The 24,915-nt window shown below is 72.8% G+C and carries 20 protein-coding genes; 15 read left to right on the top strand and 5 right to left on the bottom strand.

Annotation, left to right across the window (positions count from 1 at the left end; all coding sequences use genetic code 11):
* Positions 1-56 precede the first annotated feature (56 nt).
* The 9 genes from AC07DA_RS26285 to AC07DA_RS26245 all read left to right on the top strand — a co-directional run bounded on the left by AC07DA_RS26285 (position 57) and on the right by AC07DA_RS26245 (position 6,542).
* Complete coding sequence (locus tag AC07DA_RS26285; RefSeq protein ID WP_479130654.1) at positions 57-743, top strand: UbiX family flavin prenyltransferase; 687 nt, start codon at positions 57-59, stop codon at positions 741-743.
* Positions 744-802: 59 nt separating this feature from the next.
* Entirely contained in the window at positions 803-1,258 is a 456-nt protein-coding gene (locus AC07DA_RS26280) for an Lrp/AsnC family transcriptional regulator (RefSeq protein ID WP_094056892.1), read from the top strand.
* Between the two features lie 37 nt (positions 1,259-1,295).
* Positions 1,296-2,459 (top strand): aminofutalosine synthase MqnE, encoded by a 1,164-nt coding sequence (gene mqnE, locus AC07DA_RS26275; protein WP_479130653.1) that lies wholly within the window; start codon positions 1,296-1,298, stop codon positions 2,457-2,459.
* 73 nt (positions 2,460-2,532) lie between these two features.
* Positions 2,533-3,183 carry a UdgX family uracil-DNA binding protein gene (locus AC07DA_RS26270; RefSeq protein ID WP_479130652.1) on the top strand — a complete coding sequence of 217 codons (651 nt, stop codon included), beginning with the start codon at positions 2,533-2,535 and terminating at the stop codon, positions 3,181-3,183.
* Between the two features lie 16 nt (positions 3,184-3,199).
* Entirely contained in the window at positions 3,200-3,724 is a 525-nt protein-coding gene (locus AC07DA_RS26265) for an N-acetyltransferase family protein (protein WP_479130651.1), read from the top strand.
* A 95-nt stretch (positions 3,725-3,819) separates the two neighbouring features.
* The gene (locus tag AC07DA_RS26260) at positions 3,820-4,119 is read left to right on the top strand and encodes a DUF4229 domain-containing protein (protein ID WP_365088672.1); all 300 of its coding nucleotides are present in this window, start codon (positions 3,820-3,822) and stop codon (positions 4,117-4,119) included.
* A 141-nt stretch (positions 4,120-4,260) separates the two neighbouring features.
* Positions 4,261-4,362 carry a putative leader peptide gene (locus AC07DA_RS26255; protein WP_311241034.1) on the top strand — a complete coding sequence of 34 codons (102 nt, stop codon included), beginning with the start codon at positions 4,261-4,263 and terminating at the stop codon, positions 4,360-4,362.
* A 69-nt stretch (positions 4,363-4,431) separates the two neighbouring features.
* Positions 4,432-5,742 (top strand): dicarboxylate/amino acid:cation symporter, encoded by a 1,311-nt coding sequence (locus AC07DA_RS26250; RefSeq protein ID WP_479130650.1) that lies wholly within the window; start codon positions 4,432-4,434, stop codon positions 5,740-5,742.
* A gap of 134 nt (positions 5,743-5,876) precedes the next feature.
* Complete coding sequence (locus AC07DA_RS26245; protein ID WP_479130648.1) at positions 5,877-6,542, top strand: TetR/AcrR family transcriptional regulator; 666 nt, start codon at positions 5,877-5,879, stop codon at positions 6,540-6,542.
* A 19-nt stretch (positions 6,543-6,561) separates the two neighbouring features.
* Here the strand turns inward: AC07DA_RS26245 and AC07DA_RS26240 are convergent, their stop codons facing one another.
* Positions 6,562-7,410 carry a MaoC family dehydratase gene (locus tag AC07DA_RS26240; RefSeq protein ID WP_479130647.1) on the bottom strand — a complete coding sequence of 283 codons (849 nt, stop codon included), beginning with the start codon at positions 7,408-7,410 and terminating at the stop codon, positions 6,562-6,564.
* Entirely contained in the window at positions 7,410-8,717 is a 1,308-nt protein-coding gene (locus AC07DA_RS26235; protein WP_479130646.1) for a 3-oxoacyl-ACP reductase, read from the bottom strand. The genes AC07DA_RS26240 and AC07DA_RS26235 overlap by 1 nt, the downstream gene beginning before the upstream one ends.
* A 104-nt stretch (positions 8,718-8,821) precedes the next feature.
* On the opposite strand from AC07DA_RS26235, the gene AC07DA_RS26230 reads away from it, so the two are divergent.
* The 4 genes from AC07DA_RS26230 (at position 8,822) to kstD (ending at position 15,409) form a co-directional block, all read left to right on the top strand.
* Positions 8,822-10,111 (top strand): acetyl-CoA C-acetyltransferase, encoded by a 1,290-nt coding sequence (locus tag AC07DA_RS26230; protein WP_479130645.1) that lies wholly within the window; start codon positions 8,822-8,824, stop codon positions 10,109-10,111.
* A 273-nt stretch (positions 10,112-10,384) separates the two neighbouring features.
* The gene (locus AC07DA_RS26225) at positions 10,385-12,304 is read left to right on the top strand and encodes an AMP-dependent synthetase/ligase (RefSeq protein ID WP_479130644.1); all 1,920 of its coding nucleotides are present in this window, start codon (positions 10,385-10,387) and stop codon (positions 12,302-12,304) included.
* Between the two features lie 106 nt (positions 12,305-12,410).
* Positions 12,411-13,535, top strand: coding sequence for a sugar ABC transporter substrate-binding protein (locus AC07DA_RS26220; protein WP_479130643.1), 1,125 nt, complete (start codon positions 12,411-12,413; stop codon positions 13,533-13,535).
* A 92-nt stretch (positions 13,536-13,627) separates the two neighbouring features.
* The gene (gene kstD / locus AC07DA_RS26215; protein WP_479130642.1) at positions 13,628-15,409 is read left to right on the top strand and encodes a 3-oxosteroid 1-dehydrogenase; all 1,782 of its coding nucleotides are present in this window, start codon (positions 13,628-13,630) and stop codon (positions 15,407-15,409) included.
* A 13-nt stretch (positions 15,410-15,422) separates the two neighbouring features.
* On the opposite strand, the gene AC07DA_RS26210 is transcribed toward kstD, so the two are convergent.
* Together AC07DA_RS26210 and AC07DA_RS26205 are read right to left on the bottom strand one after the other, a co-directional pair.
* Positions 15,423-16,157 (bottom strand): class I SAM-dependent methyltransferase, encoded by a 735-nt coding sequence (locus tag AC07DA_RS26210; RefSeq protein WP_479130641.1) that lies wholly within the window; start codon positions 16,155-16,157, stop codon positions 15,423-15,425.
* 397 nt (positions 16,158-16,554) lie between these two features.
* Complete coding sequence (locus AC07DA_RS26205; RefSeq protein ID WP_003974443.1) at positions 16,555-16,758, bottom strand: cold-shock protein; 204 nt, start codon at positions 16,756-16,758, stop codon at positions 16,555-16,557.
* 321 nt (positions 16,759-17,079) lie between these two features.
* Here AC07DA_RS26205 and AC07DA_RS26200 point away from each other — a divergent pair, with 321 nt between their 5' ends.
* Both AC07DA_RS26200 and AC07DA_RS26195 read left to right on the top strand, forming a co-directional pair.
* Complete coding sequence (locus AC07DA_RS26200) at positions 17,080-17,928, top strand: menaquinone biosynthetic enzyme MqnA/MqnD family protein (protein WP_479130640.1); 849 nt, start codon at positions 17,080-17,082, stop codon at positions 17,926-17,928.
* A gap of 129 nt (positions 17,929-18,057) precedes the next feature.
* Positions 18,058-19,893, top strand: a complete 1,836-nt coding sequence (locus tag AC07DA_RS26195; protein ID WP_479130639.1) for a serine/threonine-protein kinase — start codon at positions 18,058-18,060, stop codon at positions 19,891-19,893.
* A 224-nt stretch (positions 19,894-20,117) separates the two neighbouring features.
* Here the strand turns inward: AC07DA_RS26195 and AC07DA_RS26190 are convergent, their stop codons facing one another.
* Positions 20,118-24,800 (bottom strand): FtsK/SpoIIIE domain-containing protein, encoded by a 4,683-nt coding sequence (locus AC07DA_RS26190; RefSeq protein WP_479130637.1) that lies wholly within the window; start codon positions 24,798-24,800, stop codon positions 20,118-20,120.
* Positions 24,801-24,915: the final 115 nt, after the last annotated feature.

The following is a 24,915-nucleotide window of genomic DNA, read 5'->3' as shown; positions in this document are numbered from 1 at the left end:
ACGGCCCGCCCCCCTTGGCCGGTTCCCACCCCGCGCCGCCGGATAGGCTCGGAGTCGTGAACCCAGTCAAGCCAGGCGAGACGCCGCGTACGCCTTGGATCGTAGGGGTGTCCGGCGCCTCCGGCACCCCGTATGCCGCTGCCGTGCTGCGGGCCCTGCTCGCCGCCGGCGAGAGCGTCGACCTCGTGGTGTCCCGGGCCTCCCGGCTCACCCTCCTCGACGAGACGGGGATCGCGTTCCGGGACGCCCACTGGCGCGACGACCTGCGCGCATGGCTCGCCCGGGGCGCCGACGGCAAGCCGGACACCTTCTCCGCCGACCTCGACGCCGTACGGTACTGGAGCGCCGGCGACCTGGCCGCCGGTCCCTCCTCGGGGTCGTACCCCACCAAGGGCATGCTCGTCGTGCCCGCCTCGACGGCGAGCGTGGCCGGGGTCGCGCTCGGGTTGTCGAAGGACCTGTTGCAGCGGGCGGCGAGCGTGACCCTCAAGGAGGGACGCAAGCTGATCGTGGCCGTACGGGAGACCCCGCTGAACGGCCAGACCCTGCGCCACCTGGTCACCCTCGACGACGCGGGCGCGACGGTCGTGCCCGCCTCACCCGCCTTCTACGCGGGCGCGACGCACATCCAGGACCTGGTGGACTTCGTCGCCGGACGCGTACTCGACGCGGCGGGCGTGCCGCACACGCTCTACCGCCGTTGGCAAGGTGAGCTCGGCGGCGGGGCACACCGCCCCGACTGAGCGGGCACACCGGAACTCATCGGACCCACAGACAACTTCAGCGGAAGGCTTCGATCGCAATGGACGCGGTGGACAGGCAGCTCATCCAGGCCCTGAGGGAGAACGGCCGGGCCTCCTACGCGGAGCTGGGACGCCTCGTCGGCCTGTCGGGACCCAGCGTCACCGACCGCATCAACCGGCTGGAGGCGGCCGGCGTCATCACCGGCTACCGGGCCACCGTCGACGCGGCCTCGCTCGGCCTCGGCGTCACCGCCCTCATCGGCATCTCCCTGTCCGACGCCACGGACCACGAGGACGTGGCGCAGCGGCTGCGGGACCTCTCGGAGATCGAGGACTGCTGGTTCATCGCGGGGGACGACTCGTACATGCTCAAGGTGCGGGCGGCGGACGTGGACGGCCTGGAGAAGATCATCCGGCGGCTCAGCGGGACCAAGGGCGTGTCCCGGACCCGTACCACCATCGTGCTCTCCACGAAGTGGGAGAACCGGGTCGGGGAACTGCCGGAAGAGGTCTAGTCGTACGGTGGGGACGTCTCCGTAGAAAGGTGTGGGCATGGATCTCGGGCTCAAGCGCGAGCTGGAGGAGAAGGTCAGGGCCGGTGAGCGCCTGACCCGTGAGGACGGCATCGCGCTGTACGAGTCGGACGACCTGGCCTGGCTCGGCGGCCTCGCGCACGAGGTGCGCACCCGCAAGAACGGCGACGTCGTGCACTTCAACGTCAACCGTCACCTCAACATGACGAACGTGTGCACGGCCTCCTGCGCGTACTGCTCCTTCCAGCGCAAGCCGGGGGAGAAGGACGCGTACACGATGCGCATCGAGGAGGCCGTCAAGCTCGCCAAGGCGATGGAGTCGGAGAACCTCACCGAGCTGCACATCGTCAACGGGCTGCACCCGAACCTGCCGTGGCGGTACTACCCGCGGTCGCTGCGGGAGCTGAAGGCCGCCCTGCCGAACGTGTCGCTGAAGGCCTTCACGGCCACGGAGATCCACCACTTCGAGACGATCTCCGGCATGAGCGCCTCCGAGATCCTGGACGAGCTGATCGACGCGGGTCTGGAGTCGCTGACCGGCGGCGGCGCGGAGATCTTCGACTGGGAGGTCCGGCAGCACATCGTGGACCACCGGACGCACTGGGAGGACTGGTCCCGCATCCACCGGCTGGCGCACGAGAAGGGCCTGAAGACCCCGTGCACGATGCTGTACGGGCACATCGAGGAGCCGCGCCACCGGGTGGACCACGTGCTGCGGCTGCGCGAGCTGCAGGACGAGACCGGCGGCTTCCAGGTCTTCATCCCGCTGCGCTACCAGCACGACTTCGTGGACATGAAGGACGGCAAGGTCCGCAACCGCCTCCAGGCGCGCACGCAGATGGCGACGGGCGCGGAGGCGCTGAAGACCTTCGCGGTGTCGCGGCTGCTGTTCGACAACGTGCCGCACGTGAAGGTCTTCTGGGTGATGCACGGCGTGCAGACCGCCCAGCTGGCGCTGCAGCACGGTGCCGACGACATGGACGGGTCGGTCGTCGAGTACAAGATCACACACGACGCGGACAACTTCGGGACGCCGAACAAGCTGACGCGGGAGGACCTGCTGGACCTGATCCGTGACGCCGGGTTCCGGCCCGTGGAGCGGAACACGCGGTACGAGATCATCCGGGAGTACGAGGGGCCTGACCCGGAGCGTCGCGAATCGCCCCAGCCGATGCGGGTGTGATCGTTTTCCGGTGCGGGTGCGTGGGGGCTGGCCGCGCGGTTCCCCGCGCCCCCGAGGTGGGTACCCGGCCGGCATGGTCGCCACCGGGGCGCCGGAAGACGCCTATACCGCCGAGCCCTTCGTTCCCGGTCGGGGCGGGCTTTCCGCCCTGCGCCGGGCCGCCGCCGGCTGCCGTGGGTGCCCGTTGCACCGGGACGCCACCCAGACCGTCTTCGGGGACGGGGACAAGGACGCCCGGGTGATGCTCGTGGGGGAGCAGCCCGGGGACCAGGAGGACCGGCAGGGGAAGCCGTTCGTGGGGCCCGCGGGCAAGCTGCTCGACCGGGCCCTCGCGGAAGCCGGCATCGACCCCGGCGAGGCCTACGTCACCAATGCCGTGAAGCACTTCAAGTTCACGCGGGCCGAGCCGCGCAAGCGGCGGATCCACAAGGCGCCGACCCTGCGCGAGATGACCGCGTGCGGGCCCTGGCTCGCCGCGGAGCTGGCCGTCGTGGAGCCGGAGCTGATCGTGGTGCTGGGGGCCACCGCCGGGAAGGCGCTGCTGGGGTCCTCCTTCCGGGTGACGCAGGTGCGCGGGACGGTGCTGGAGGAGGAGATCCACGGGCGGCCGGAGCGGCTGGTGCCCACCGTGCATCCCTCGGCGGTGCTGCGGGCCGACGACCGGGAGGCGGCCTACCAGGGGCTGGTCGCGGATCTGAAGGTGGCGGCGAGAGCCCTGTCGTAATAGCTACAATCCAGGCATGCCCCTTACCTTCACGCTGGATCCGGCCGTCACCCCGGAACTTCGCGACGGCATCCTCGACCTGTGGACCGACGTCTCCAACGCCGGCGGGGCCGTCGGCTTCGTGCCCCCGGTGACCCGCGAGGACATCCGGCCGCAGCTGGTCGCGCACTTCGCGTCCATGGCCGAGGGGCGGGTCCGGCTGCTCGTCGGGCACGACGAGGACGGACGGGTCGCGGCGACCGCGTTCCTCACCTTCAACACGCACCACCTGATGACGCACTGGCTGTGGCTGTACACCGTGATGGTGCACCCGCGGCACCAGGGCCGGGGGCACGGCCGCGAGCTGCTGGCCGCGGCCGCCGACGCCGCCCGCGGGATCGACGGGATCGAGGCGATCCGGCTGACCTGCCGCGGCGGACTCGGCCTGGAGCGGTTCTACGCCTCGTGCGGCTACAAGGAGGTCGGCCGGATCCCCGGCGCCATCCGGGTCGCGCCGGGCGACGACCGCGACGACGTGATCATGCTCCTCCCGCTGCACTGACCCCCCTGCGAGACCGGCCGTCCGGCGTGCTTCACTGGACGGTGCCCCTTTGGGTGTGTTCGTTCCGGCCGTTCGAAACGGAAGAGTGGATTGAGATGCTCCGCTACACGCTGATGCGCCTCGGTGTCTTCGTGGGCTGCCTCGTGGTCGTCTGGGGCGCCGTCTACTCGGGCCTCGCCCCGCGCGGCCTCGGCGACAGCAACGGCCTGTGGGTCGTGCTGCTCGCCCTGCTGATCTCCGCGCCGATCAGCTTCGTCGTGCTGCGCAAGGAGCGCGACCGCGCCTCCATCCAGGTCGCCCAGCGGGTCGACCGGATGAAGGCCAGCCTGGACGCCAACCGCAACCAGGAGGACGTCGCCGACGACACGGCCCGGGCCCAGGGGCAGACCTCGTAGGAGCCCTCTCGCAGGTGGGCAGCGCCCCGTTTCCGCACATGCGCGGACACGGGGCGCTTTGCCTTGTATGGGTGTGTGTGACCCGTCACCTGTCAAAGCCAGGCTTTGGGGTCCTCAAAGCTCCGGTGTTAAGGTCTGTGTATGAAGTCAGCAGTCGTGCCCCATTCGCCCCTGAGCGCTCCGCTCGTGGCGCGGCTGCACGTGGATCTCTGTCGGTGCGCGTCCGCTTTCTGTCGTCCCTGACGTAACGCAACCCCCGTCGTCTCCCACGTCAGTCCCCCCGTTACGCGTCCCCCCAACGGAGTCAGTCGCGTGTCCTCACACACGAAGTCCTTCAAGGTGCCCTTCTGGGCCCAGATACTCACCGGTCTCCTCCTGGGTGTGCTGCTCGGCTGGCTCGCCCGCAGCCAGGACCTGTCCTGGCTGGTCACGACCCTGGAGAAGGTCGGCGACACCTTCATCGGCCTGCTGAAGCTGGCCGTCGCACCGCTCGTCTTCTTCGCGATCCTGGTCTCGATCACCAACCTGCGGAAGGTCAACAACGCGGCCCGTCTGGCCTCGCGCACCCTCCTGTGGTTCATGATCACGTCGCTGATCGCGGTGAGCATCGGCCTCGTCATCGGCCTGGTGACCAACCCCGGCTCCGGCACCGGCCTCACGCCCAAGGACGGCGCGAAGCCCGAGACCACCGGCTCCTGGATCGACTTCCTGACCGGCATCGTGCCGACGGACGTCATCACGCCGTTCACCGAGCTGAACGTCCTGCAGATTGTCTTCATGGCCGCCGTCGCCGGTATCGCCGCCCTGCAGCTCGGCGAGAAGGCCCAGCCGATCCTCACCCTGAGCGAGTCCGTCCTCAGCCTGCTGCAGAAGGCCCTGTGGTGGGTCATCCGGCTCGCCCCGCTCGGCACGATCGGCCTGATCGGCCACGCCATCGCCACCTACGGCTGGGACCTGATCGGCAAGTACGCGACGTTCACCGCCGACATCTACGTCGGCTGCCTCATCGTGATGTTCGGCGTCTACCCGACGCTGCTCGCGGCCGTCGCCAAGGTCAACCCGGTCCAGTTCTTCAAGGGCGCCTGGCCCGCGATCCAGCTGGCCTTCGTCTCCCGCTCGTCCGTCGGCACCATGCCGCTGACGCAGAAGGTCACCGAGCGGCTCGGCGTGCCGAAGGAGTACGCGTCCTTCGCGGTGCCGTTCGGCGCCACGACCAAGATGGACGGCTGCGCCGCGATCTACCCGGCCATCGCCGCGATCTTCGTCGCGCAGATCTTCGACATCCAGCTGGGCGTCGGCGACTACCTGCTGATCGCGTTCGTCTCGGTGGTCGGCTCCGCCGCCACGGCCGGTCTCACCGGCGCGACGGTCATGCTGACCCTCACCCTGTCCACCCTCGGCCTGCCGATGGAGGGCGTGGGCCTGCTCCTCGCGATCGACCCGATCCTGGACATGATCCGCACCGCGACCAACGTCGCCGGGCAGGCGCTCATCCCGGTCCTGGTCTCCGCCCGCGAGAACCTGCTCGACCGGGACGCCTACGCCACGGCCGACGGTTCGGACCTCGCGCTGGACGACGAGCCGCGTGACGCGCGGCCCGAGCGGGTGCCCGCCGCCGCCTGACGCGCCGGACGCACTGACGCCACGGGCCCCCGGCCGCCCCTCCTCCGGTTCTTCCGGCGGAGGGGCGGCCTTTCGCGGCGGAGGGCCGGCTCTTTCCGGCGGAGGGCCGGCCGGGGGCCCGTACGCTAAGCGGTATGGGTGCCGTGAAGACGAAGCGGATGCCGCGTGCGGTCCGTGAGCAGCAGATGCTGGACGCCGCCGTGCGCATCTTCGGCCAACGCGGCTACATGGCCGCGTCGATGGACGAGATCGCCGAACTGGCGGGCGTGTCCAAGCCGTTGGTCTACCTGTACCTGAACTCCAAGGAAGACCTCTTCACCGCCTGCATCCGCCGGGAGGCCAAGGCCCTCGTCGAGGCGGTGCGCGCCGGTGTCCGCCGTGACCTGCCCGCCGACCGGCAACTGTGGGAAGGCCTGGGCGCGTTCTTCGCGCACACCGCCGAGAACCCCGACGCCTGGTCGATCCTGCACCTCCAGGCCCGTACGCACGGCGAGCCCTTCGCCGCCGAAGTCGCCGCGATGCGCGAGGAGATCGTCGCGTTCGTGACGCAGCTGATCCTCGCCGGGGCCCGCGAGGCCCACCGCGACCCGGACCTGCCCGAACGCGAGGTCGCCGGGCTCGCCGAGGCCCTGGTCGGCGCCGCCGAGTCCCTGGCGGCCTGGGCCAACGCCACCGACGGCGTCACGGCCCGCCAGGCCGCCGCCACCCTGATGAACTTCGCCTGGGCCGGGCTCGGCGACCTCATGGAGGGACGGCCCTGGTCGCCTCCGGAGGACGGGGCGGACGCCGGGACCGGGTAGGCGGGCGGCCAGCCCTTCCTCAGCAGGGGAGGACCTCTCCGCTCACGTGCACCCGGTCGCCCCCGCCCCGCAGTTCGAAGCGGGTGTCCTCCGCCGCGTAGGTCACCGTCCCCGGCAGCGGCACCGGTGCCCTGAAGTCCGCCCGGACGTGGCAGGAGTCCGGCGTGCCGTGCGCGGCGAGGCAGCGGGCCGCCGTCCACATGCCGTGCGCGATGGCCCGGGGGAAGCCGAACAGCCGGGCGGTGAGCGGGTGGAGGTGGATGGGGTTGCGGTCCCCGGACGCGGCCCCGTAGCGGCGCCCGACGTCCCCGGCGAGCCGCCACTCGGCGACGGCGGGCAGCGGCCTGCGCGCCTCCTCCGCCGCACGGGTCCCGGCGGGGCGCCCGGCGCCGTGGCGGGCGAGGTACGTGCTGCTCGACTCCCACACCAGGTCACCGCCGTCGCGTACCTCGGTGACGACCGTCGCCTGCGTGCCGCGCCGGTGCGGGGCCAGTCCCTCGACGTGGACGGCCAGTTCGTACGTGCCGGTGGCGGGCATCGCCGCGTGCCGCGTGATCGTGACCGACGTGTGGACGAGACCCAGCAGCGGCAGCGGGAAGTCCCGCCCGCTCATCAGCCGCATGGCCAGCGGGAAGCCCAGCACGTGCGGATAGGTCACCGGCAGGGCGTCCTCGCCGGTGGGGAAACCGCACACCCGCTCGTACGCCGCCAGCCGCGCGAGGTCGACGCGCAGGCCGGGCAGGACGAGCCGGGCGCGCGCGAACCGGGCGTCGGGCGACGGCCGTTTGAAGGGCGACAGCACGGCGCCGCGGGCCAGGAGCGGGGCGAGCGAAGGGGGCCCGGTGAGCACGACGGTGGCGCCGGTCATCAGGCCCCCAGCAGGCTCTGGCCGCAGACGCGCACGACCTGGCCGTTGACCGCGCCCGAGGCGGGATGGGCGAGCCAGGCGGTCGTCTCGGCGACGTCGGCCGGAAGACCGCCCTGCGCGAGGGAGTTCATGCGGCGGCCCGCCTCGCGGATGAACAGCGGGATCGCGGCCGTCATCGTCGTCTCGATGAAGCCGGGTGCCACCGCGTTCACCGTCACGCCGTGCTCGTCGAGCGCGCGCGGGGCGAGGGAGCGGACCAGGCCGACGACGCCCGCCTTGCTCGCCCCGTAGTTCGTCTGGCCCGCGTTCCCGGCGAGACCGGCGATCGAGGCCGTCGCCACGACGGAGCCGCCGCGCTTGAGCGTCCCCGCCTTCAGCAGGGCGTCGGTGGTGCGCAGCACGCTCGCCAGGTTCACCTCCAGCACCGAGGCCCAGCGCTCGGCCGGCATGTTCACCAGCCGCCGGTCGCGGGTGATGCCCGCGTTGTGGACCAGCAGGTCCAGGCCGTCCGGGAGGGCCTCGGCGATCCGCGCGCCCGCGTCGGCGGTGGTGATGTCGAGCGGCAGGGCGGTACCGCCGATCCGGTCGGCGACGCGCCGGGCGTCCTGCTCGGCCTGCGGCACGTCGAGGACGACGACCCGGGCCCCGTCCCGCGCGAGCGTCCCGGCGACGGCCTCACCGATGCCCCGGGCACCGCCGGTGACCAGGGCGGTGCGACCGGCCAGGGGACGGTCCCAGTCCAGGTCCGCGGGGGCCCGGTGGGCCGGTCCGACCTCGATCGCCTGGCCGCTGACGTAGGCGGACCTGGGCGACAGCAGGAACCGGAGCGTGGACTCGGCGGCGGCCGCGTCCGTCAGCCGGACCAGGTTCACCGTCCTGCCCCGGCCGATCTCCTTGCCGAGCGAGCGCGTGAAGCCCTCCAGGGCCTGCTGGGCCGCGGCCTGGTGGTGGTCGGCCGGGTCGAGCGGGGCGCCGAGCACGAGCACGCGCCCGCTCGGGACGACCGACCGCACGACGGGGTGCAGCGCCGCGTGCACCTCGGCCAGGCCCTCGACGTCCCGCACGCCGGTCGCGTCCAGCACGACGGCCGCCGCCCGGTCCGGCCCGGCCGGTCCGAGTCCCGTCCGGGCGAGGAGGGGGGCCAGGTCCAGTCGGGACGTCCCGGCGGTCAGGTGGCGCAGGCCGCCGTCCAGGGCGGGGTGCTCGGGGGACCAGCGGGCCAGCGCCGCGGGCTGCGGCAGCCCGAGCCGGCGGGTGAGGAAGCGGCCGGGCGCGGTACCCGTGAAGCGTAGATAGCGGTCGGCCATGCCAACTCCTGGTTCCGGCGAAGCAGTGGGCGGGGGCAAAGGTGCTTACTCTGGAGTAAGGTTACCGGAGGTAAGGCTATGTCACGGACGAGGAGCGGGTCGAGATGAGCTCTCAGCAGCTGTCGCCGTCGGTACGGCGCGTGGCGATCGTCGGCGGAGCCCGCATCCCCTTCGCCCGCTCCGACGGCCCGTACGCCACCGCCTCCAACCAGCAGATGCTCACCGCCGCCCTAAACGGCCTCGTCGAGCGGTACGGCCTGGACGGACCGGGCGCGGTCGGCGAGTTCGTCGCCGGCGCGGTCCTCAAGCACAGCCGCGACTTCAACCTCGCCCGCGAAACCGTCCTCGCCTCCAGGCTCCACCCGCGCACCCCCGCCTATGACATCCAGCAGGCCTGCGGCACCGGCCTCCAGGCCGTCATCGCCGCCGCCAACAAGATCGCCCTGGGCCAGACCGACGCGGCGATCGCGGGCGGCGCCGACACCGCCAGCGACGCGCCCCTCGGCGTCAACGACTCCCTGCGCCGCGTCCTGCTGGAGGCCCGCCGGGCGAAGACGCTCGGCGGACGGATGAAGGCCCTGGCGAAGGTCCGCCCGGGTCACCTCGTCCCCGACATCCCGCGCAACGCCGAGCCGCGCACCGGCCTGTCCATGGGCGAGCACGCCGCCGTCACCGCCCGCGCCTGGGGCATCGGCCGCGCCGCGCAGGACGAACTCGCCGCGACCAGCCACCAGCGGCTGGCGGCGGCGTACGAACGCGGCTTCTTCCAGGACCTCGTGGTGCCCTTCCGCGGGCTCGCCCGCGACCAGAACCTGCGCCCCGGCTCGACGGTGGAGAAACTCGCCACCCTCAAGCCGGTGTTCGGCCTCGACCAGCCCGAACCGACCATGACGGCGGGGAACTCGACGCCGCTGACGGACGGCGCGGCGACCGTGCTGCTGGCCAGCGAGGAGTGGGCCCGTGAGCGCGGGCTGGAACCGCTGGCGTACCTCACCGCGTACGAGACCGCGGCCGTCGACTTCGCCGGCGGGGACGTCGCGGGCGGCGAGGACGGCCTGCTCATGGCACCGGCCTACGCGGTGCCGCGCATGCTGGAGCGGGCCGGCCTCGGCCTCGACGACTTCGAACTCGTCGAGATCCACGAGGCGTTCGCCTCCCAGGTGCTGGCCACGCTCGCCGCCTGGGAGAAGCGGGGCCTCGGCACGGTCGACCGGGCGCGGCTGAACGTCGCGGGCTCCTCCCTCGCCACCGGGCACCCCTTCGCCGCCACCGGCGCCCGAATCGTGGCCACGCTGGCCAAGCTGCTCACCGAACGGGACGCGCCCGCACGGGGGTTGATCTCCATCTGCGCGGCGGGCGGCCAGGGCGTGACGGCGATCCTGGAACGTGCCTGAGCCCGCGGCGCGCGGCACGTGACGGCGATCGCGGAACGCGCCCGAGCCCGCCGCGTACAGAACCTGAAGGACCCTCACGTAACCTCCGAGCATGCACAGGCCTGGCCCCGGACCATCCCCGAACCCGCACAAGGTCACCACGTGAGCGCCGTACGATCCCGTTCCTACCGGCAGTAACCCCTTTCTGGGGGTTCGCCGGTTGAGCGCCTCGGCGTGCGAGGCACGTACGTCATGCAGCAAGCAGTCCTTCGCTGCACGCCCCAGGAGCCGCCCGTGTCCACTGCCTATCCACCCTCCGCCCACGGCGACGTGTACGGCGGACCGGTCCTGGTCGAGCCCGAGGTCAAGCGGCTCGACGGGGCGGTCCGGGAGGCGTCCGTGCCGCCGCTGGCACCGCCCTGGACGTACGGATCGCTCGCCGACCTGCCCTTCGACAACGCCGCCGCGTCTCCGGACGCCGTGGCGCTCAGCCGCAAGGACGCCGACGGGCGCTGGAGGGACGTCACCGCCGCGGAGTTCGCCGGGCAGGTCATGGCCGTGGCGAAGGGAATGATCGCCGAAGGGCTGGCGCCGGGCGACCGGGTCGCGGTGATGGCCCGCACGATCTACGAGTGGACCGTCCTGGACTTCGCCGCCTGGGCCGCCGGACTGGTCACCGTCCCGGTCTACCCCACCTCCTCCGTCTTCCAGGCCCGCTGGATCCTCCAGGACTCCGGCGCCGTCGCGCTCCTCACCGAGACGACGGCACAGGCCGCCGCCCTCGGCCCCGAACGCGAACGCCTGCCCGACCTCAAGCACCTGTGGGTCGTGGAGAAGGGCCACGTGGACCGGCTCGCGGAGGCCGGGGCGCAGCTGACCGACCAGGAGGTCGAGGTGCGGCGCGGCATGCTCGGGCCGGACACCCTCGCCACCCTCATCTACACCTCCGGCACCACCGGCCGCCCCAAGGGCTGCGCGCTCACCCACGGCAACTTCTTCGCCGAGGTCGACAACGCCATCGAGCTGCTCTACCCCGTCTTCAGGGCCAGGACCAGCGAAGAGGCCTCCGTCCTGCTGTTCCTGCCCATGTCCCACGTCTTCGGCCGCATGGTCGCGATCGCCTGCGTCCGGGCCCGCGTCCGGCTCGGGCACGCGCCGAGCATCAAGGCCGACGACCTGCTCCCGGACCTGGCCGGCTTCCGGCCGACCTGCCTGCTGGCCATCCCGTACATGCTGGAGAAGGTCTTCAACTCCGCCCGCGCCAAGGCGGAGGCGGCCGGCCGGGCGACGTCGTTCGACCGTGCGGTGGCCGTGGCGCAGCGCTACGGGGAGGCGATGGAGGCCCGGCAGACCGGCACCGGCCCCGGCCCGTCCCGCGCCCTGAAGGCCGCCCGGGCCTTCTACGACCCGCTGGTCTACCGCCGCATCCGCGGCGCCATGGGCGGCCGGGTCCGCTACGCGATCTGCGGCGGCTCCCCGCTCGGCCGCCGCCTCGCCGCGTTCTACGCCGGCGCCGGCATCGAGATATTCGAGGGCTACGGGCTGACGGAGACCACCGGCGCGACGACCGTCACCCCGCCCCTGAAACCCCGCCTCGGCACGGTCGGCTGGCCCCTGCCCGGCACCCGCGTCCGGATCGCCGCCGACGGGGAGATCCTCGTCGCCGGCGACCACGTGCTGCGCGGCTACTGGGACCCGGGGGCCGGCGGTGTGGTCCCCGCCGCGCCCGACGGCTGGCTCGCCACCGGCGACATCGGCGAACTCGACGACGAGGGCTACCTGACCATCACCGGCCGCAAGAAGGAACTCCTGATCACCGCGGGCGGCAAGTCCGTCGCCCCGGCCCCCCTGGAGAACTGGCTGCGTTCCCACCCCCTGATCTCCCAGTGCATGGTCCTGGGCGACGGCCGCCCCTACATCACCGCGCTGATCACCCTCGACGAGGCGGGCATCACCCACTGGCGCCGCATGCACGGCAAACACCCCGTGCCACCCGCCCTCCTCGTCGACGACGAGGAACTCCGCGCGGTCCTGCAACGCGCCGTCGACGAGGCGAACAAGCTCGTCTCCCGCCCCGAGTCCATCCGCCGCTTCACGGTCCTCCCCCAGGACTTCACGGAGGAGGAGGGCCACCTGACCCCGTCGATGAAACTCCGCCGCGAGACGGTGCTGCGCGCGTTCGCGACGCAGGTGGAGGCCCTGTACACGCGATGAGGCACCTTTGCGAGGTCTTCACACCTGGTCCTTGACGACGCACGGTGCCTCCCCGTTGGCTTTCTGCCACCTCGTCGCGATGCATCCCCATCGGAAGGCACCACCAGTGAAAGCGCGTAACACCCGCCGGGCCACCGTGCGTCATCTCTCCATAGGCCTGGCGGTCGCCGTGTCGGCCCTGTCCCTCGCCGCGTGCGGTGACGGCGGAAGCGACGACCCGGCCGGCGGGAAGAAGGGCAACGACATCACGGTCGGCCTGCTGCTGCCCGACCGGGACACGGCACGCTTCGAGAGGTTCGACTACCCGCTCATCAAGCAGGAGGTCGCCTCCCTCACCGAGAACAAGGGCAAGGTCCGCTACGCCAACGCCGAGGCGAGCGTCACCAGACAGAGCGAGCAGTTCCGGCAGATGATCGCCGACAAGGTCGACGTCGTCCTCGTCGACGCGCTGGACTCCAAGGCCATCGCCCCGGACGTGCGCAGGGCCAAGGACGCGGGCATCCCGGTCGTCGCCTACGACCGGCTCGCCGAGGGCCCCATCGACGCCTACGTCTCCCACGACAACGAACTCGTCGGTCAGGTGCAGGGCCGCGCCATCGTCGGCGAACTCGGCGGGAAGGCCGAAAGCAGCAAGGTCGTCATGATGAACGGCGACCCCGCCGACCCCAACACCGCACGGTTCAAGAGCGGCGCGCTGGGCGAACTCCAGGGCCAGGTCGACATCGTCCAGCAGTACGACACCAAGGAGTGGAAGCCCGCGATCGCCAAGGCCAACATGGAGAAGGCGATCAGGGCGGTCGGGCTGAACAACATCGCCGCCGTCTACTCGGCCAACGACGGCATGGCCGGTGCCGTCATCGAGGCGCTGGAGGAGGCGGGCGCCACGAAGATGCCGCCGGTGACCGGGCAGGACGCCAACCTGGACGCGGTGCAGCGGGTGGTGTCGGGGGAGCAGTACATGACCGTGTACAAGTCCTTCCTGCTGGAGGCGACCAACGCCGCGAAGATCGCCGTGGCCAAGGTGCAGGGACGCTCCATCGAGTTCGCCGCGCTGACCCGCGAGACGGTCGACAGCCCGACGCAGAAGAACATCCCGGCGATGCTCGTGCCGGTGGTCGCCCTCACCCGGGACAACATCAAGGAGACCGTCATCGCCGACGGCGTGTACACGGTGAAGGACATCTGCACCGCGAAGTACCGGGCGGACTGCAGGGCCATCGGCCTCCAATAGGCCGAGCCCCGCCCCGCACACGGGCCTTGACTTCTCCGGCCCGTCGCGCGACAGTCCCCTCCCTTCGTGTTCCTCGCCGGGCGGGAGCGGCCATGACCACCAGCGCGAACGAGGCAGGGACGGCCGGTGCCCCGTCCCGGAGACGACTGCTGACCGGGGCGGCGGGAGCCGGGCTCACGGTCGCCGCGGGAGCGCGGCAGCGTGCGCGAGCGGCGGACCTCCAGCCGCTCGGCACGTACGACGTCGTCGTCATCGGCTCCGGCGCCGCCGGGATGACCGCCGCGCTGACCGTGGCACGGCAGGGCCTGAGCTGCGTCGTCCTGGAGAAGGCGCCGGCCTTCGGCGGCTCGGCCGCCCGCTCCGGCGCCGGGATCTGGATCCCCAACAACGAGGTGATCCTGGCGGCCGGCGTCCCCGACACCCCCGCCAAGGCCGCCGCCTACCTCGCCGCCGTCGTCGGCCCGGACGTCCCCGCCGACCGGCAGCGCGCCTTCCTCGCCCACGGCCCGGCGATGCTCTCCTCCGTGATGGCCGGCAGCCCGCTCCGCTTCCGCTGGATGGAGGGCTACAGCGACTACTACCCGGAGCTGCCCGGCGGTCTGCCGGGCGGCCGCTCCATCGAGCCCGACCAGCTCGACGGCACCGTCCTCGGCCCCGAGCTGGAGCGGCTGAACCCGCCGTACCTGGACGTCCCGGCCGGCATGGTCGTCTTCAGCGCCGACTACAAGTGGCTCGCCCTGGCCGCCGTGCACCCCCGGGGCGCCGCGGTCGCCGCCCAGTGCCTGGCCCGCGGCGCGAAGGCGGCGCTGCTCGGCCAGCGGCCCCTGACCATGGGGCAGGCCCTGGCGGCCGGGCTGCGCGCGGGGCTGCGGTCCGCCGGAGTACCGGTGTGGCTGAACACACCACTGACCGATCTGCACGCCGAGAACGGCACGGTCACCGGAGCCGTCGTCACCCGCGGCGGCGCACCGGGCCTGGTCCGCGCCCGCCGGGCCGTCATCGTCGGCTCCGGCGGCTTCGAGCACGACGCGGCGATGCGCGACCGCTACCAGCGGCAGCCCATCGGGACCGACTGGACGGTCGGCGCGAAGGAGAACACCGGCGACGGCATCCGGGCCGGGCAGCGGCTCGGCGCGGCCCTCGACCTGATGGACGACGCCTGGTGGGGCCCGGCGATCCCCCTGCCCGGACAGCCGTACTTCTGCCTCGCCGAGCGCACCCTGCCCGGCGGGCTGCTGGTGAACGGGGCGGGCCGCCGCTTCGTCAACGAGGCCGCGCCCTACAGCGACGTCGTCCACACCATGTACGACGTCCACGGCACCGACCCGGCCATCCCGTGCTGGCTGGTCGTCGACCAGAACTACCGCAACCGGTACCTCTTCAAGGACATCGCCCCGGCCCTGCCGCTGCCCGGCGACTGGTACGACTCCGGCGCCGCCCACAAGGCCTGGACGCTGGACGCCCTGGCCACGTCGATCGGCGTCCCGCCCGCGGCCCTGCGCACCACGGTCGACCGCTTCAACACCCTCGCCCTGCGCGGCCGGGACACCGACCACCACCGCGGCGACAGCGCCTACGACCACTACTACACGGACCCCTCGGTCCTCCCGAACTCCTGCCTCGCCCCCCTCCGCCTGCCGCCCTACCACGCCTTCCGCATCGTCCCCGGCGACCTGGGCACCAAGGGCGGCCTCCGCACGGACGCCCGTGCCCGCGTGCTGCGCGAGGACGGCACGGTGATCCGCGGCCTGTACGCGGCGGGCAACGCGAGCGCGGCGGTCATGGGCCGCAGTTACGCGGGCGCGGGGTCGACGATCGGGCCCGCGATGACGTTCGGGTACGTCGCGGGGAGGGACGCGGCGGGGGTGCTGTGAGGGTGCCCGGGCATCAGGGCAGCGACGTTCCCCAGGCGCTCGGCTCACGGGACGCGCCGGGTTCGCCAGGCTCGCCGGGCCCGCCAGGCTCGCTGGGCCCGGCGGGCTCGCGGGGCTTGCGGGCCACCAGGGCCGCCTGGGGGACGGGCTCCCCGCGCTCCTCGTCCGCCTCCCGCACCGTCCGCGACCGGACGGTGAAACCGGCCCCCTCCACCAGCGCGGCCATCCGCTCGGGCCGGCGGCGGTGGAAGCTCAGGGACACCCGGTGGCCGAAGGCCTCCTCGTAGCGGCGGGGCTCCTCGCCGCACTGGAAGCCGAGGAGCAGGTGCCCGCCCGGGCGCAGGACCCGGTGGAAGCCGGTGAAGAGGGCGGGCAGGTGCTCCAGGGGCGTGTGGATGGTGGAGTACCAGGCCACGACGCCGTCCAGCGAGCTGTCCGGCAGGTCCAGGTCCAGCATCGAGCCCCGCTCGAACCGCAGCCCGGGATGCTCGCGCCGGGCGATCGCCAGCATCGACTCCGACAGGTCCAGCCCGAAGACCGACAGCCCCCGGGACGCCAGGTACGCCGTCACCCGCCCCGGCCCGCACCCCAGGTCGGCGACCTCGCCGCCCTCGCCCACGAGCTCCGCGAACCCGTACAGCAGACCCAGGTCCAGCGGTGTGGTGGCGTCCCGGAAGTGCTCGGCGTAGTCCTCGGCCACGGCGTCGTAGAAGGTGCGGGTCTCGCTCAGGAAGGCGGCGTCGGTCATGGGCCGTGACCCTACTGCGCAGCATTGACACCGCAGCGGCCCGTCCGGGTCTCCGCCGGTGGTCGGGCGGGCCGCGTGGCCTGCCGCCCGGCCGTTCACGGAGGGTGGTGCCGAGGGAACGGCCCCATCGCCGTGCCGAGGAAGGGCCGAGCCGCAGCCGGAGCGGCAGCCGGAGCGACGGCCCGGATGACAACCCGGATGACAACCCGAGAGGCGGGCCCGTCGCCGGGTGCCTGCGGCGGAGGCCGTACCGCATCCTCCCCGGTGTTCTCCTGATCTTTCCCCATCGGCCCGTCCTCGCACGGGCGGTATTCATCCCGAATTCATTCGGCGAAAGGGCCCGAAAAGGGCAGGAGCCCCGTCGCCTGGCGGCGCGGGGCTCCTTGGGTACTACTGATCAGACCGGCGTGACGTTCTCAGCCTGCGGGCCCTTCGGACCCTGCGTGACGTCGAAAGACACCTGCTGGTTCTCCTCCAGGGACCGGAATCCCTGCGCATTGATCGCGGAGTAGTGGACGAAGACGTCGGGGCCGCCGCCCTCCTGGGCGATGAAACCAAAGCCCTTTTCGGCGTTGAACCACTTCACGGTTCCGGTAGCCATAAGCCCTCCTTGGGCTCAAAAGGGTTGCCCTGCTCCAGAACCAGCAAGTGTGAAGAGTGAATTCTGCACAAGTGCGTATGTCTGAGAATGACGAGAGCCCGCGGTCACATGCTCCGCAGGCTCTGTACTGCAAGGGAAACCAAACTGCAACTTGCGACGAGCCTAGCACGCGGACCCCGGAATGCAATAGGGGTCAAGATCACGTCACCCGAATGTTTGAACATCCTGCGGCCGACCGGCGGTGTGGCCGTGACCGGCGGCCCGAGCGGCCGCGGCGGGGGCGGACGCGGGCCCGAACGCCGCGAGGGCTAGCCTCACGACGTGGACAATCCTCGCACCCGGCCGCGTGTCGGCCACATCCAGTTCCTGAACTGCCTGCCCCTGTACTGGGGGCTCGCCAGAACGGGCACGCTCCTCGACTTCGAGCTCACCAAGGACACCCCTGAGAAGCTCAGCGAGAAGCTGGTGCAGGGCGATCTCGACATCGGTCCGGTCACCCTGGTCGAGTTCCTCAAGCACGCCGACGACCTGGTCGCCTTCCCCGACATCGCCGTCGGCTGCGACGGCCCGGTCATGTCCTGCGTGATCGTCTCGCAGGTCCCCCTGGACCGGCTGGACGGCGCCCGGGTCGCCCTCGGCTCGACCTCGCGCACCTCCGTCCGCCTCGCCCAGCTGCTCCTCGCCGAGCGCTACGGCGTCCAGCCGGACTACTACACCTGCCCGCCCGACCTGAGCCTGATGATGAGGGAGGCGGAGGCGGCCGTCCTCATCGGCGACGCCGCGCTGCGCGCGAACATGCTCGACGGGCCCCGCTTCGGCCTGGACGTCCACGACCTGGGCACGCTGTGGAAGGAGTGGACGGGCCTGCCGTTCGTCTTCGCCGTGTGGGCGGCGCGCCGCGACTACGCCGAGCGCGAGCCCGTCATCACGCGCAAGGTGCACGAGGCCTTCCTCGCCTCCCGCAACCTCTCCCTGGAGGAGGTCGGCAAGGTCGCCGAGCAGGCCGCCCGCTGGGAGGCCTTCGACGAGGAGACCCTCGCCCGCTACTTCACCACCCTCGACTTCCGCTTCGGCGGGCCCCAGCTGGAGGCGGTCGCCGAGTTCGCCCGGCGGGTCGGCCCGACGACCGGCTTCCCGGCCGACGTGAAGGTGGACCTGCTCCGGGCGTGAGCGGGGCCCGCACGAAGAGGGGCCCGTTCCGGCCGTGAGTCCGGCGGCGGTCCGGCACTACTCTGCTGGGAGGTGCGGGCGTGCGGGCCGGGGAGCGCCCCCGCGCGCCCACGGGGGAGGGGTGACGCCATGCGGCCGCTCGACGTCGACGAACCCACGGCCGTGGGTCCCTACCGGCTGCTCGGCCGGCTGGGCTCCGGCGGTATGGGCCGGGTCTACCTGGGCCGCAGCGCCGGCGGCCGTACGGTCGCGGTGAAGATCGTGCATCCGCACTTCGCGCTGGACGAGGAGTTCCGGGCGCGGTTCCGGCGCGAGGTCGAGGCCGCGCGCCGGGTGGGCGGCGCCTGGACCGCGCCCGTCCTGGACGCGGACCCGGACGCGCGGGTGCCGTGGGTGGCGACGGCGTACGCCGCCGGTCCGTCACTGTCCGCCGCGGTCGCCGACGGCGGACCCCTGCCGGCCCACACCGTACGGACGCTCGGGGCGGGGCTCGCCGAGGCGCTGGCGGCGGTGCACGAGCTGGGGCTCGTCCACCGCGACGTGAAGCCGTCGAACGTCCTGCTCACCCTGGACGGCCCGCTGCTGATCGACTTCGGCATCGCCCGGGCCACCGACGGCACGGCGTCCCTGACCTCCACCGGTGTCTCCGTCGGCTCGCCCGGTTACATGTCGCCCGAGCAGGTCCTGGGCAAGGGCGTTACGGGCGCGGCGGACGTCTTCTCCCTGGGAGCGGTCCTCGCGTACGCGGCGACCGGCGAACCGCCCTTCCCCGGTGACTCCTCGGCGGCGCTGCTCTACAAGGTGGTGCACGAGGAGCCGGAACTGGGGCTGCTGGACGGGGAGTTGCGCTCCCTGACGGCGGCCTGCCTGGCCAAGGACCCGGACGCGCGGCCGGCCCCCGCCGACGTGGCCCGGCGGCTCGCTCCCGAGGGCGCGGCCCGGCTGGTGGCGGGCGGGTGGCTGCCGGGGCCGCTGGTGGAGCAGGTGAGCCGCGGTGCCGTGCGGCTGCTCAACCTGGAGGCGACGGGGGCGGGGGCGCCCTCGGGGCCGGTGGGGTTCAGCAGTCCGTCGGTGGGGGAGCCGGAGGCGGGCGGGGCGGCGCGGGCCGCGGGGGCCGGCGGGGCGGCGGAGGACAGGGGGGTGTTCGGGGCGGCCGAGGCCGTTGGGGTGTTCGGGGCGCCGCCGGTCATGGACGGCCCGTCGGCGGTACCTGCGCCAGCCGCACCGGCGTCGGCCGCACCTGCGCCAGCGGCACCGGCGTCGGCCGCACCGGCGTCGGCCGCACCGGCGTCGGCCGCACCGGCGTCCGTCGCCGTGCCCGAGCCCCGCGAAGGGGAGCGGCGGCCGGACGCGGCCGTCCCGTCAGGGCGCCGGTGGCCCGGCAAGGTCACCCTCTCCGTCGCCGCGGCCTCCGCGCCCGAGGGCGAGGGGCGGGCGAGGAGGCTGAGCTGCACCGTGGCACTGGCCCTCGCGGGGGCGATGGCGGCCGTGACGATCGGGTCGGTCCTCGTCCTCGACCTGCTGCCGGGCGAGGGAGGCCGGGACGGCGCGGGCGGTTCCGGTGACGACGCCTACTCACCGCCCGGGGCGACCGCGAGCTCCGCGCCCTCCGGAACGGTGCCCGCCGCCTACCTGGGCACCTGGGAGGGCCGGGGCACCGCCCTCGACGGCAGGCTGCCCCTCGGCACGTTCCGGCTCACCGTCCAGCGGGCCGCCGTCGGCCAGGAACTGGGCCGCCTCCGCCAGACCGACCAGCTCGGCGGCGTCTGCGTGGACGTCCTGACCCTGAAGCAGGTGACGAAGAAGGAGCTCGTGGCGACCTCGGCCGGTGCGCGGACCAACCACGGCGGCTGCAACCCGGCCCCCACCACCGTCCGCCTCACCCCGGAGGGCGACGACCTCCAGTACCGGTCGGAGAGCGAGGAGTCGGGCCGTCCCCAGGCTCGCCTGTCGAAGGTGCGGTGACGGGCGGCCCGCCCCTCCCGGGCGACCGGGCCGACGAGCGGCGTGATCACCACCGTGGCCGGGCCCCTCTTCGGACCGCGTCTCTTCGGACCGCGTCTCTTCGGACCTCGTCTCTTCGGACCTCGCCCCTTCGGACCTCGTTCGCGCCGGGCGGCACCCGCGGGGGGTGAGGAGGCCCGGGAACGCCGCACACCCCCGGGACGGCCCGCCGCCGCTGCCCCGCCTCACCCCGGCACGACGACCGTGCGCAGCTCCCCGTCGCCGAGGTGGAGCATGCCCTTGCCCGGGGCGACCTGCCCGCCCACCATGCCGCGGGACAGCCGTACGCCGATGAGGTCGCCGCTGGAGGAATCCTGCGGGGAGAGCAGGATGCCCCGGCGGGCCTTCTTCGCGTCCACCTGCCAGCCCGAGAAGCCGCTGCACACGTCCTCCTCGTCACCGGCGATGACGAGCGCGAGACCCCGTTCGGCGCCGCGCGAGACCAGCTTCTTCAGCTGGCTCTCGGCGTCGCAGTCCTCCAGGATCTCTCCGTCGTCGACGAGCACGGCGACCGGCTCCTCCAAGGACGCCTGGTCGACCAGCTCCTCGAACTCGTCCTCGTCGATGTCGTCGCCGGTGAAGACCTTCAGCACGCCCTCCGTGCCGTCGAGCCCGCGCAGCGGCGACTGGCGCGGTGCCGCGATCACCAGCCGCGTGCCCTGGGCCAGGAACGAGTGCGCGAAGTTCAGCAGCACCGTCGAGCGGCCGGACTTGGCCGGACCCGCGATGACGAACGCCGGTACGCCCTCGGCGAGATCGGGCCCGAAGCCGACGATCTCGTCGCCGCCGATACCGGCCAGACCGTACAGCCGTGAACGGGACGCCTCCGGGTCGCGCAGCTCCCACGCCTCCGGGAAGGAGATCCGGCTGGGCAGGCTGTCCACGCGGAACGGGCGCCGCGCGCGCGGCACGTGAGCGTCCCGCGCGGTGGCCGCCTCGCCGATCGCCGCGAGCGCCGCCGCCTGGCCCTGACCGCTCGTGTCCTCGGCCAGCAGCGCGAACTGCGTCTCCGTACCGGACTCGTTGCGGAAGGCACGGCCCGGCGGAATCTCCTCCGGCACCTTGCGCACCGGGATCCCGAGCGCCGAGAAGTCGCTGCGGTCCGCCAGCCGCAGGCCGTACTTGTCCTCGGTGAGCGTGGCGATCCGGCCCACCAGCAGCGTCCGGTCACCGGTGAGGACGAGGTGGATGCCGACGCTGGCGCCCTCGCGCATCATCGTCTGCAACTCGTCCGTCAGCGAGCCGTGGTCGATCTCGCCGAGCGTGGGCACCCAGCCCTCCCAGCGGTCCAGCAGCACCACGATGTGCGGCAGCCGCTCGTCCTCCGACACCGAGGCCCGCTGCTCGCCGATGTCCGCGAACCCCTTCTCGGACAGCAGGTCCTGGCGGCGGCCCAGCTCGCCCTTGAGCCGGTTGACCAGCCGCACCACCCGCTCGGTCTGGTTGCGGCCCACCACCGCCCCGCAGTGCGGCAGCCGCGTCAGGGCGTTGAGCGCGCCGTTGCCGCAGTCGATGCCGTACAGGTGCACGTCGGCGACGGAGTGCGTGCGGGCGATCGAACCGGCCAGGGTGCGCAGCACCTGCGAGCGGCCGCTGCGCGGGGCACCGCCGATCATCAGGTGCCCGAAGGCCGAGAAGTCCACCACGACCGGGCGGCGCGACTGGCTCGCGGGCAGGTCCTCGATGCCGTACGGGGCCGGGGGCAGCTTGCCCGGGCCGCCGGCGAACGCGGGCAGCTCGATCTCGTCCAGCAGCAGCGTCTCGTCCAGGGCGGGCAGCCACGGGCTGTGCTGGGGCGGGATGCCGAGCGAGCGGTTGGCGTCCCGGATCGTGTCGACCAGGACCTTCAGGTCGGTGATCTCCTCGTCCTCGCGCGCCTGGGACTTCGGCTTGGCCAGCGCCGCCCGGCCGAGGTCCTCCCAGGCCAGCGGCCCCACCCAGGGCATCAGCGTCGCCGGGTCGGCCGCGCCGGGCCGACGCCCGCCGACCCGCCCCGACTGGAACGGGACCAGCGAGGCGTGCCCGAGACGGGCGTACGCGCGGCCCGGGGTGCTCTTGGAGATGTGCCCGGCCTCGGGCGAGTCGATGACGTCGGTCGACTCGCCGCCGTCCGTCACGCGCAGCGCGATCCGCAGGTTGGTGTTGGCGCGGATCTCGGGGGAGACCACGCCGGACGGCCGCTGGGTCGCCAGCAGCAGGTGGATGCCGAGGGACCGCCCGCGCTGGGCGATGTTCACGAGCCCCGTCACGAAGTCGGGGAGGTCGCGCACCATCGAGGCGAACTCGTCGATGACGATGAGCAGCCGGGGCACCGGCCGGTGCGACGGATCACGGCGCACCAGGTCCTGGTAGTCCTCGATGTCCTTGGCGTCCGCGGCGGCCAGGATGTGCTCGCGCCGGTGCAGCTCCGCCCCGAGCGACTCCAGCGCCCGCTCCACGAGATGGGCGTCGAGGTCGGTCACCATGCCGACGGTGTGCGGCAGATGGACACAGTCCTTGAACGCCGCGCCACCCTTGTAGTCGACCAGCACGAACGTCATGTTCTCGGGCGTGTTCGCCACCGCCAGCGCCGCCACGATGGTCTGCAGCAGCTCCGACTTGCCGGAACCGGTCGTACCGGCGATCAGACCGTGCGGCCCGTCCTTGCGGATGTCGATCCCGAACGGCCCGTCGTACGACTCACCGATCACGGCCAGCGTCGACTGCCCGCCCGTCCGCCAGCGGGCCACGATCGCCTCACTCGTCGGCGGCTCCAGCTGCAGCACGTCCAGCAGCCGGCTGGAGGCCGGCAGCGCCGAGTCCTCGGTCTCGCCGCTGATGTCCCGCAGCGGCGACAGCGCCCGGGCCAGCCGCAGACACCAGGCGGGGGAGACGAAGTCGGGCCGCACGTCCGTCAGCCGCTCGGCACCGGCCTCCTCCAGGCGCAGCCGCAACTTCTCGACACGGCCCGCCTGTTCGGGCTGCGGGGCGGCGGAGTGCCAGGCCTGGAAGGAGGGGAACCCCCCGGCCACCGGCTGCGCCTCCTGCTGTCCCCGCCGCTGGAGCTGCCGGTCGGGCCCGAACTCCTCGGCCTTCGGCTCGGCGACGACGTACGCCTGGCACTCGCCGGGCAGGAACCGCTCCTCCGCGTCGAGGCAGAGGGCGAACATCGACACCGACGGCCCCTCCCGCAGCAGCCGTACGACCCCCGGCAGGGACCGCAGCCGCCGCGACCCGTCCCACACCACCACGATGTCCGGGTCGCTGAAGGTCGAGCCCTGCGACCTGTTCTGCTCGGCGGCCTTCTTGCGGGCGTCGAGGATCTGCGTCAGCTCGCCGATCCGGGCACCGACGGTCTCGGCGTCCGTCCCGATGAGCACGTTCACGTCCTGCCCGCCGGACGGCCGGGCGTGCGGCAGCCAGCGCACCCAGTCCCAGGACTCCCGCGCCGCGTGCTCGCTCAGCACGTAGAACTGCACGTCCATCGGGCTGTGCAGCGCCGCCGTCTGCGCGACGGCCCAACGCCCCAGCGCCCGCGCGGAGTCACCGGGCCCGGCCACGCCGATCACCCCGAGCGTGCGCAGGTGCAGCGCGACCGGTGCGTCCTCGATCTTCCAGGTCACCTGGCGGCGGTGGTCGTCCTGCTCGGGGTCGTCCAGCACGACCTCGGAGGGCAACCGGCCGGTCCCGAACCGCAGCAGCAGATGGTCACGGTCGGTACGCCGCCGCTCCCACAGCCGGGTGCGGGGCCCGGTCCCGAGGGCCAGCACGGTCGCCGGGTCGGGTATGGCGTGCCGCCGGTCGTTCCGCTCGGCGACGAGGGCGTCCTGCGCGTCCTTCTCGATCCGCTCCTTCTGCTCCTCGTACTCCTGGACCTGCTTGGCGTGCGACTTACGCCCGTGCTTCTTGTCGTTGTAGTAGTTGGCGAAGAGCAGGACCGGGCTCAGCGCGGCCATGATCAGGTAGTACCAGCGCTGGAAGATCATGACGGACACGACGGCACCGACCAGCGGCGTCAGCGCCATCAGCCAGGGCAGCGGCCGGGCCTCGTACTCGCGGGGCGCCGACGGCAGCCGGAAGCTGGTCTGCCGCTCGGGCGGGCGCAGCCGCGGGGGCCGGTTGTAGTCCAGCCCGACCCCGTCGTCCGACCACTTGAGCGCGGCGTTCGGGGGCGTGTAACGGGTGAGTTCGAGCAGGCTGTTGCCGATCCCGACCTGCGCCCCGAGCGCCCACTCGACGGGCCCGTCCCCGGCGTCTAGCTCCTGACCGCTCTTCTTGCTCTTGCCCTTGCTCTTCTTGCTCTCCTTGTTCTTCTTCCTCTTGGAGCCCTTGTCGCCGCCGGACTCCTCCTCGTCGCCGCCGGCGAGGGGAGTGCCGTCGAGGGTGACGTGCTCCTTGTCCGTGTGGACGGCCACCCGGCAGGTGCCGTCGGTGGCGACGGAGAGGGTCAGGGCCCGGGCGTCCACCTCGGGGTCGTCGATCCGGACGTAGGAGGCGGCGCCGCTGCCGATGTCGTACCGCCCGACACCGAGCCGGTGCACGGACCCGGCGGCCGGCCCGCCCACCACCCGCAACTCGACGAGCCCCGTGGGCTCACCCGGCAGACACCCGGAGGGATCCTGCAGACTGACGACGGCACCCTCCCGCAGGGGCGACCCGACGACGGTGGCGGCGGGATCGACGGCGTACCCGTCCACGTACACCAGGGGCGCGTTGCCGGCCGGCGCGTGCCGGTGCTGCCCGAACGGGATGACCTGCGCCCCGCTGAGCCCCACCTGCCGGGCGAGCTCCTGGGCGATGTCCCCCACGGTGGACTCAGGATCGGCATCGAGCACGACGTCGGCGGTGCCACCGCCGTACGGGTCGACGACGGTCAGAGTCAGGCGCACGACATGTCCTCCCCGTGCCACTGGGCCTGTGTGGCTCCGTGGCCGCTGTGGTCTCCGTTGCTGCGCCCGCTCCCGCCACGGGGCTCGCAGGGGTCACAGCGGTAAGGACGATATC

The sequence above is a fragment of the Streptomyces sp. NPDC044921 genome, from assembly GCF_056432865.1.
Note: the sequence above shows the minus strand (reverse complement) of the source record. Positions and strands in the feature narration are given on the sequence as shown.

Bases quoted from the DNA above. Each gene is read 5' to 3' on its own strand.
- kstD (WP_479130642.1), top strand. From the start codon at position 13,628: ATGACCACCAGCGCGAACGAGGCAGGGACGGCCGGTGCCCCGTCCCGG.
- AC07DA_RS26235 (WP_479130646.1), bottom strand. From the start codon at position 8,717: ATGGCCGACCGCTATCTACGCTTCACGGGTACCGCGCCCGGCCGCTTC.
- AC07DA_RS26230 (WP_479130645.1), top strand. From the start codon at position 8,822: ATGAGCTCTCAGCAGCTGTCGCCGTCGGTACGGCGCGTGGCGATCGTC.
- AC07DA_RS26195 (WP_479130639.1), top strand. From the start codon at position 18,058: ATGCGGCCGCTCGACGTCGACGAACCCACGGCCGTGGGTCCCTACCGG.
- AC07DA_RS26240 (WP_479130647.1), bottom strand. From the start codon at position 7,410: ATGACCGGCGCCACCGTCGTGCTCACCGGGCCCCCTTCGCTCGCCCCG.
- AC07DA_RS26210 (WP_479130641.1), bottom strand. From the start codon at position 16,157: ATGACCGACGCCGCCTTCCTGAGCGAGACCCGCACCTTCTACGACGCC.
- mqnE (WP_479130653.1), top strand. From the start codon at position 1,296: ATGGATCTCGGGCTCAAGCGCGAGCTGGAGGAGAAGGTCAGGGCCGGT.
- AC07DA_RS26255 (WP_311241034.1), top strand. From the start codon at position 4,261: ATGAAGTCAGCAGTCGTGCCCCATTCGCCCCTGAGCGCTCCGCTCGTG.
- AC07DA_RS26245 (WP_479130648.1), top strand. From the start codon at position 5,877: ATGGGTGCCGTGAAGACGAAGCGGATGCCGCGTGCGGTCCGTGAGCAG.
- AC07DA_RS26270 (WP_479130652.1), top strand. From the start codon at position 2,533: ATGGTCGCCACCGGGGCGCCGGAAGACGCCTATACCGCCGAGCCCTTC.
- AC07DA_RS26260 (WP_365088672.1), top strand. From the start codon at position 3,820: ATGCTCCGCTACACGCTGATGCGCCTCGGTGTCTTCGTGGGCTGCCTC.
- AC07DA_RS26205 (WP_003974443.1), bottom strand. From the start codon at position 16,758: ATGGCTACCGGAACCGTGAAGTGGTTCAACGCCGAAAAGGGCTTTGGT.
- AC07DA_RS26280 (WP_094056892.1), top strand. From the start codon at position 803: ATGGACGCGGTGGACAGGCAGCTCATCCAGGCCCTGAGGGAGAACGGC.
- AC07DA_RS26265 (WP_479130651.1), top strand. From the start codon at position 3,200: ATGCCCCTTACCTTCACGCTGGATCCGGCCGTCACCCCGGAACTTCGC.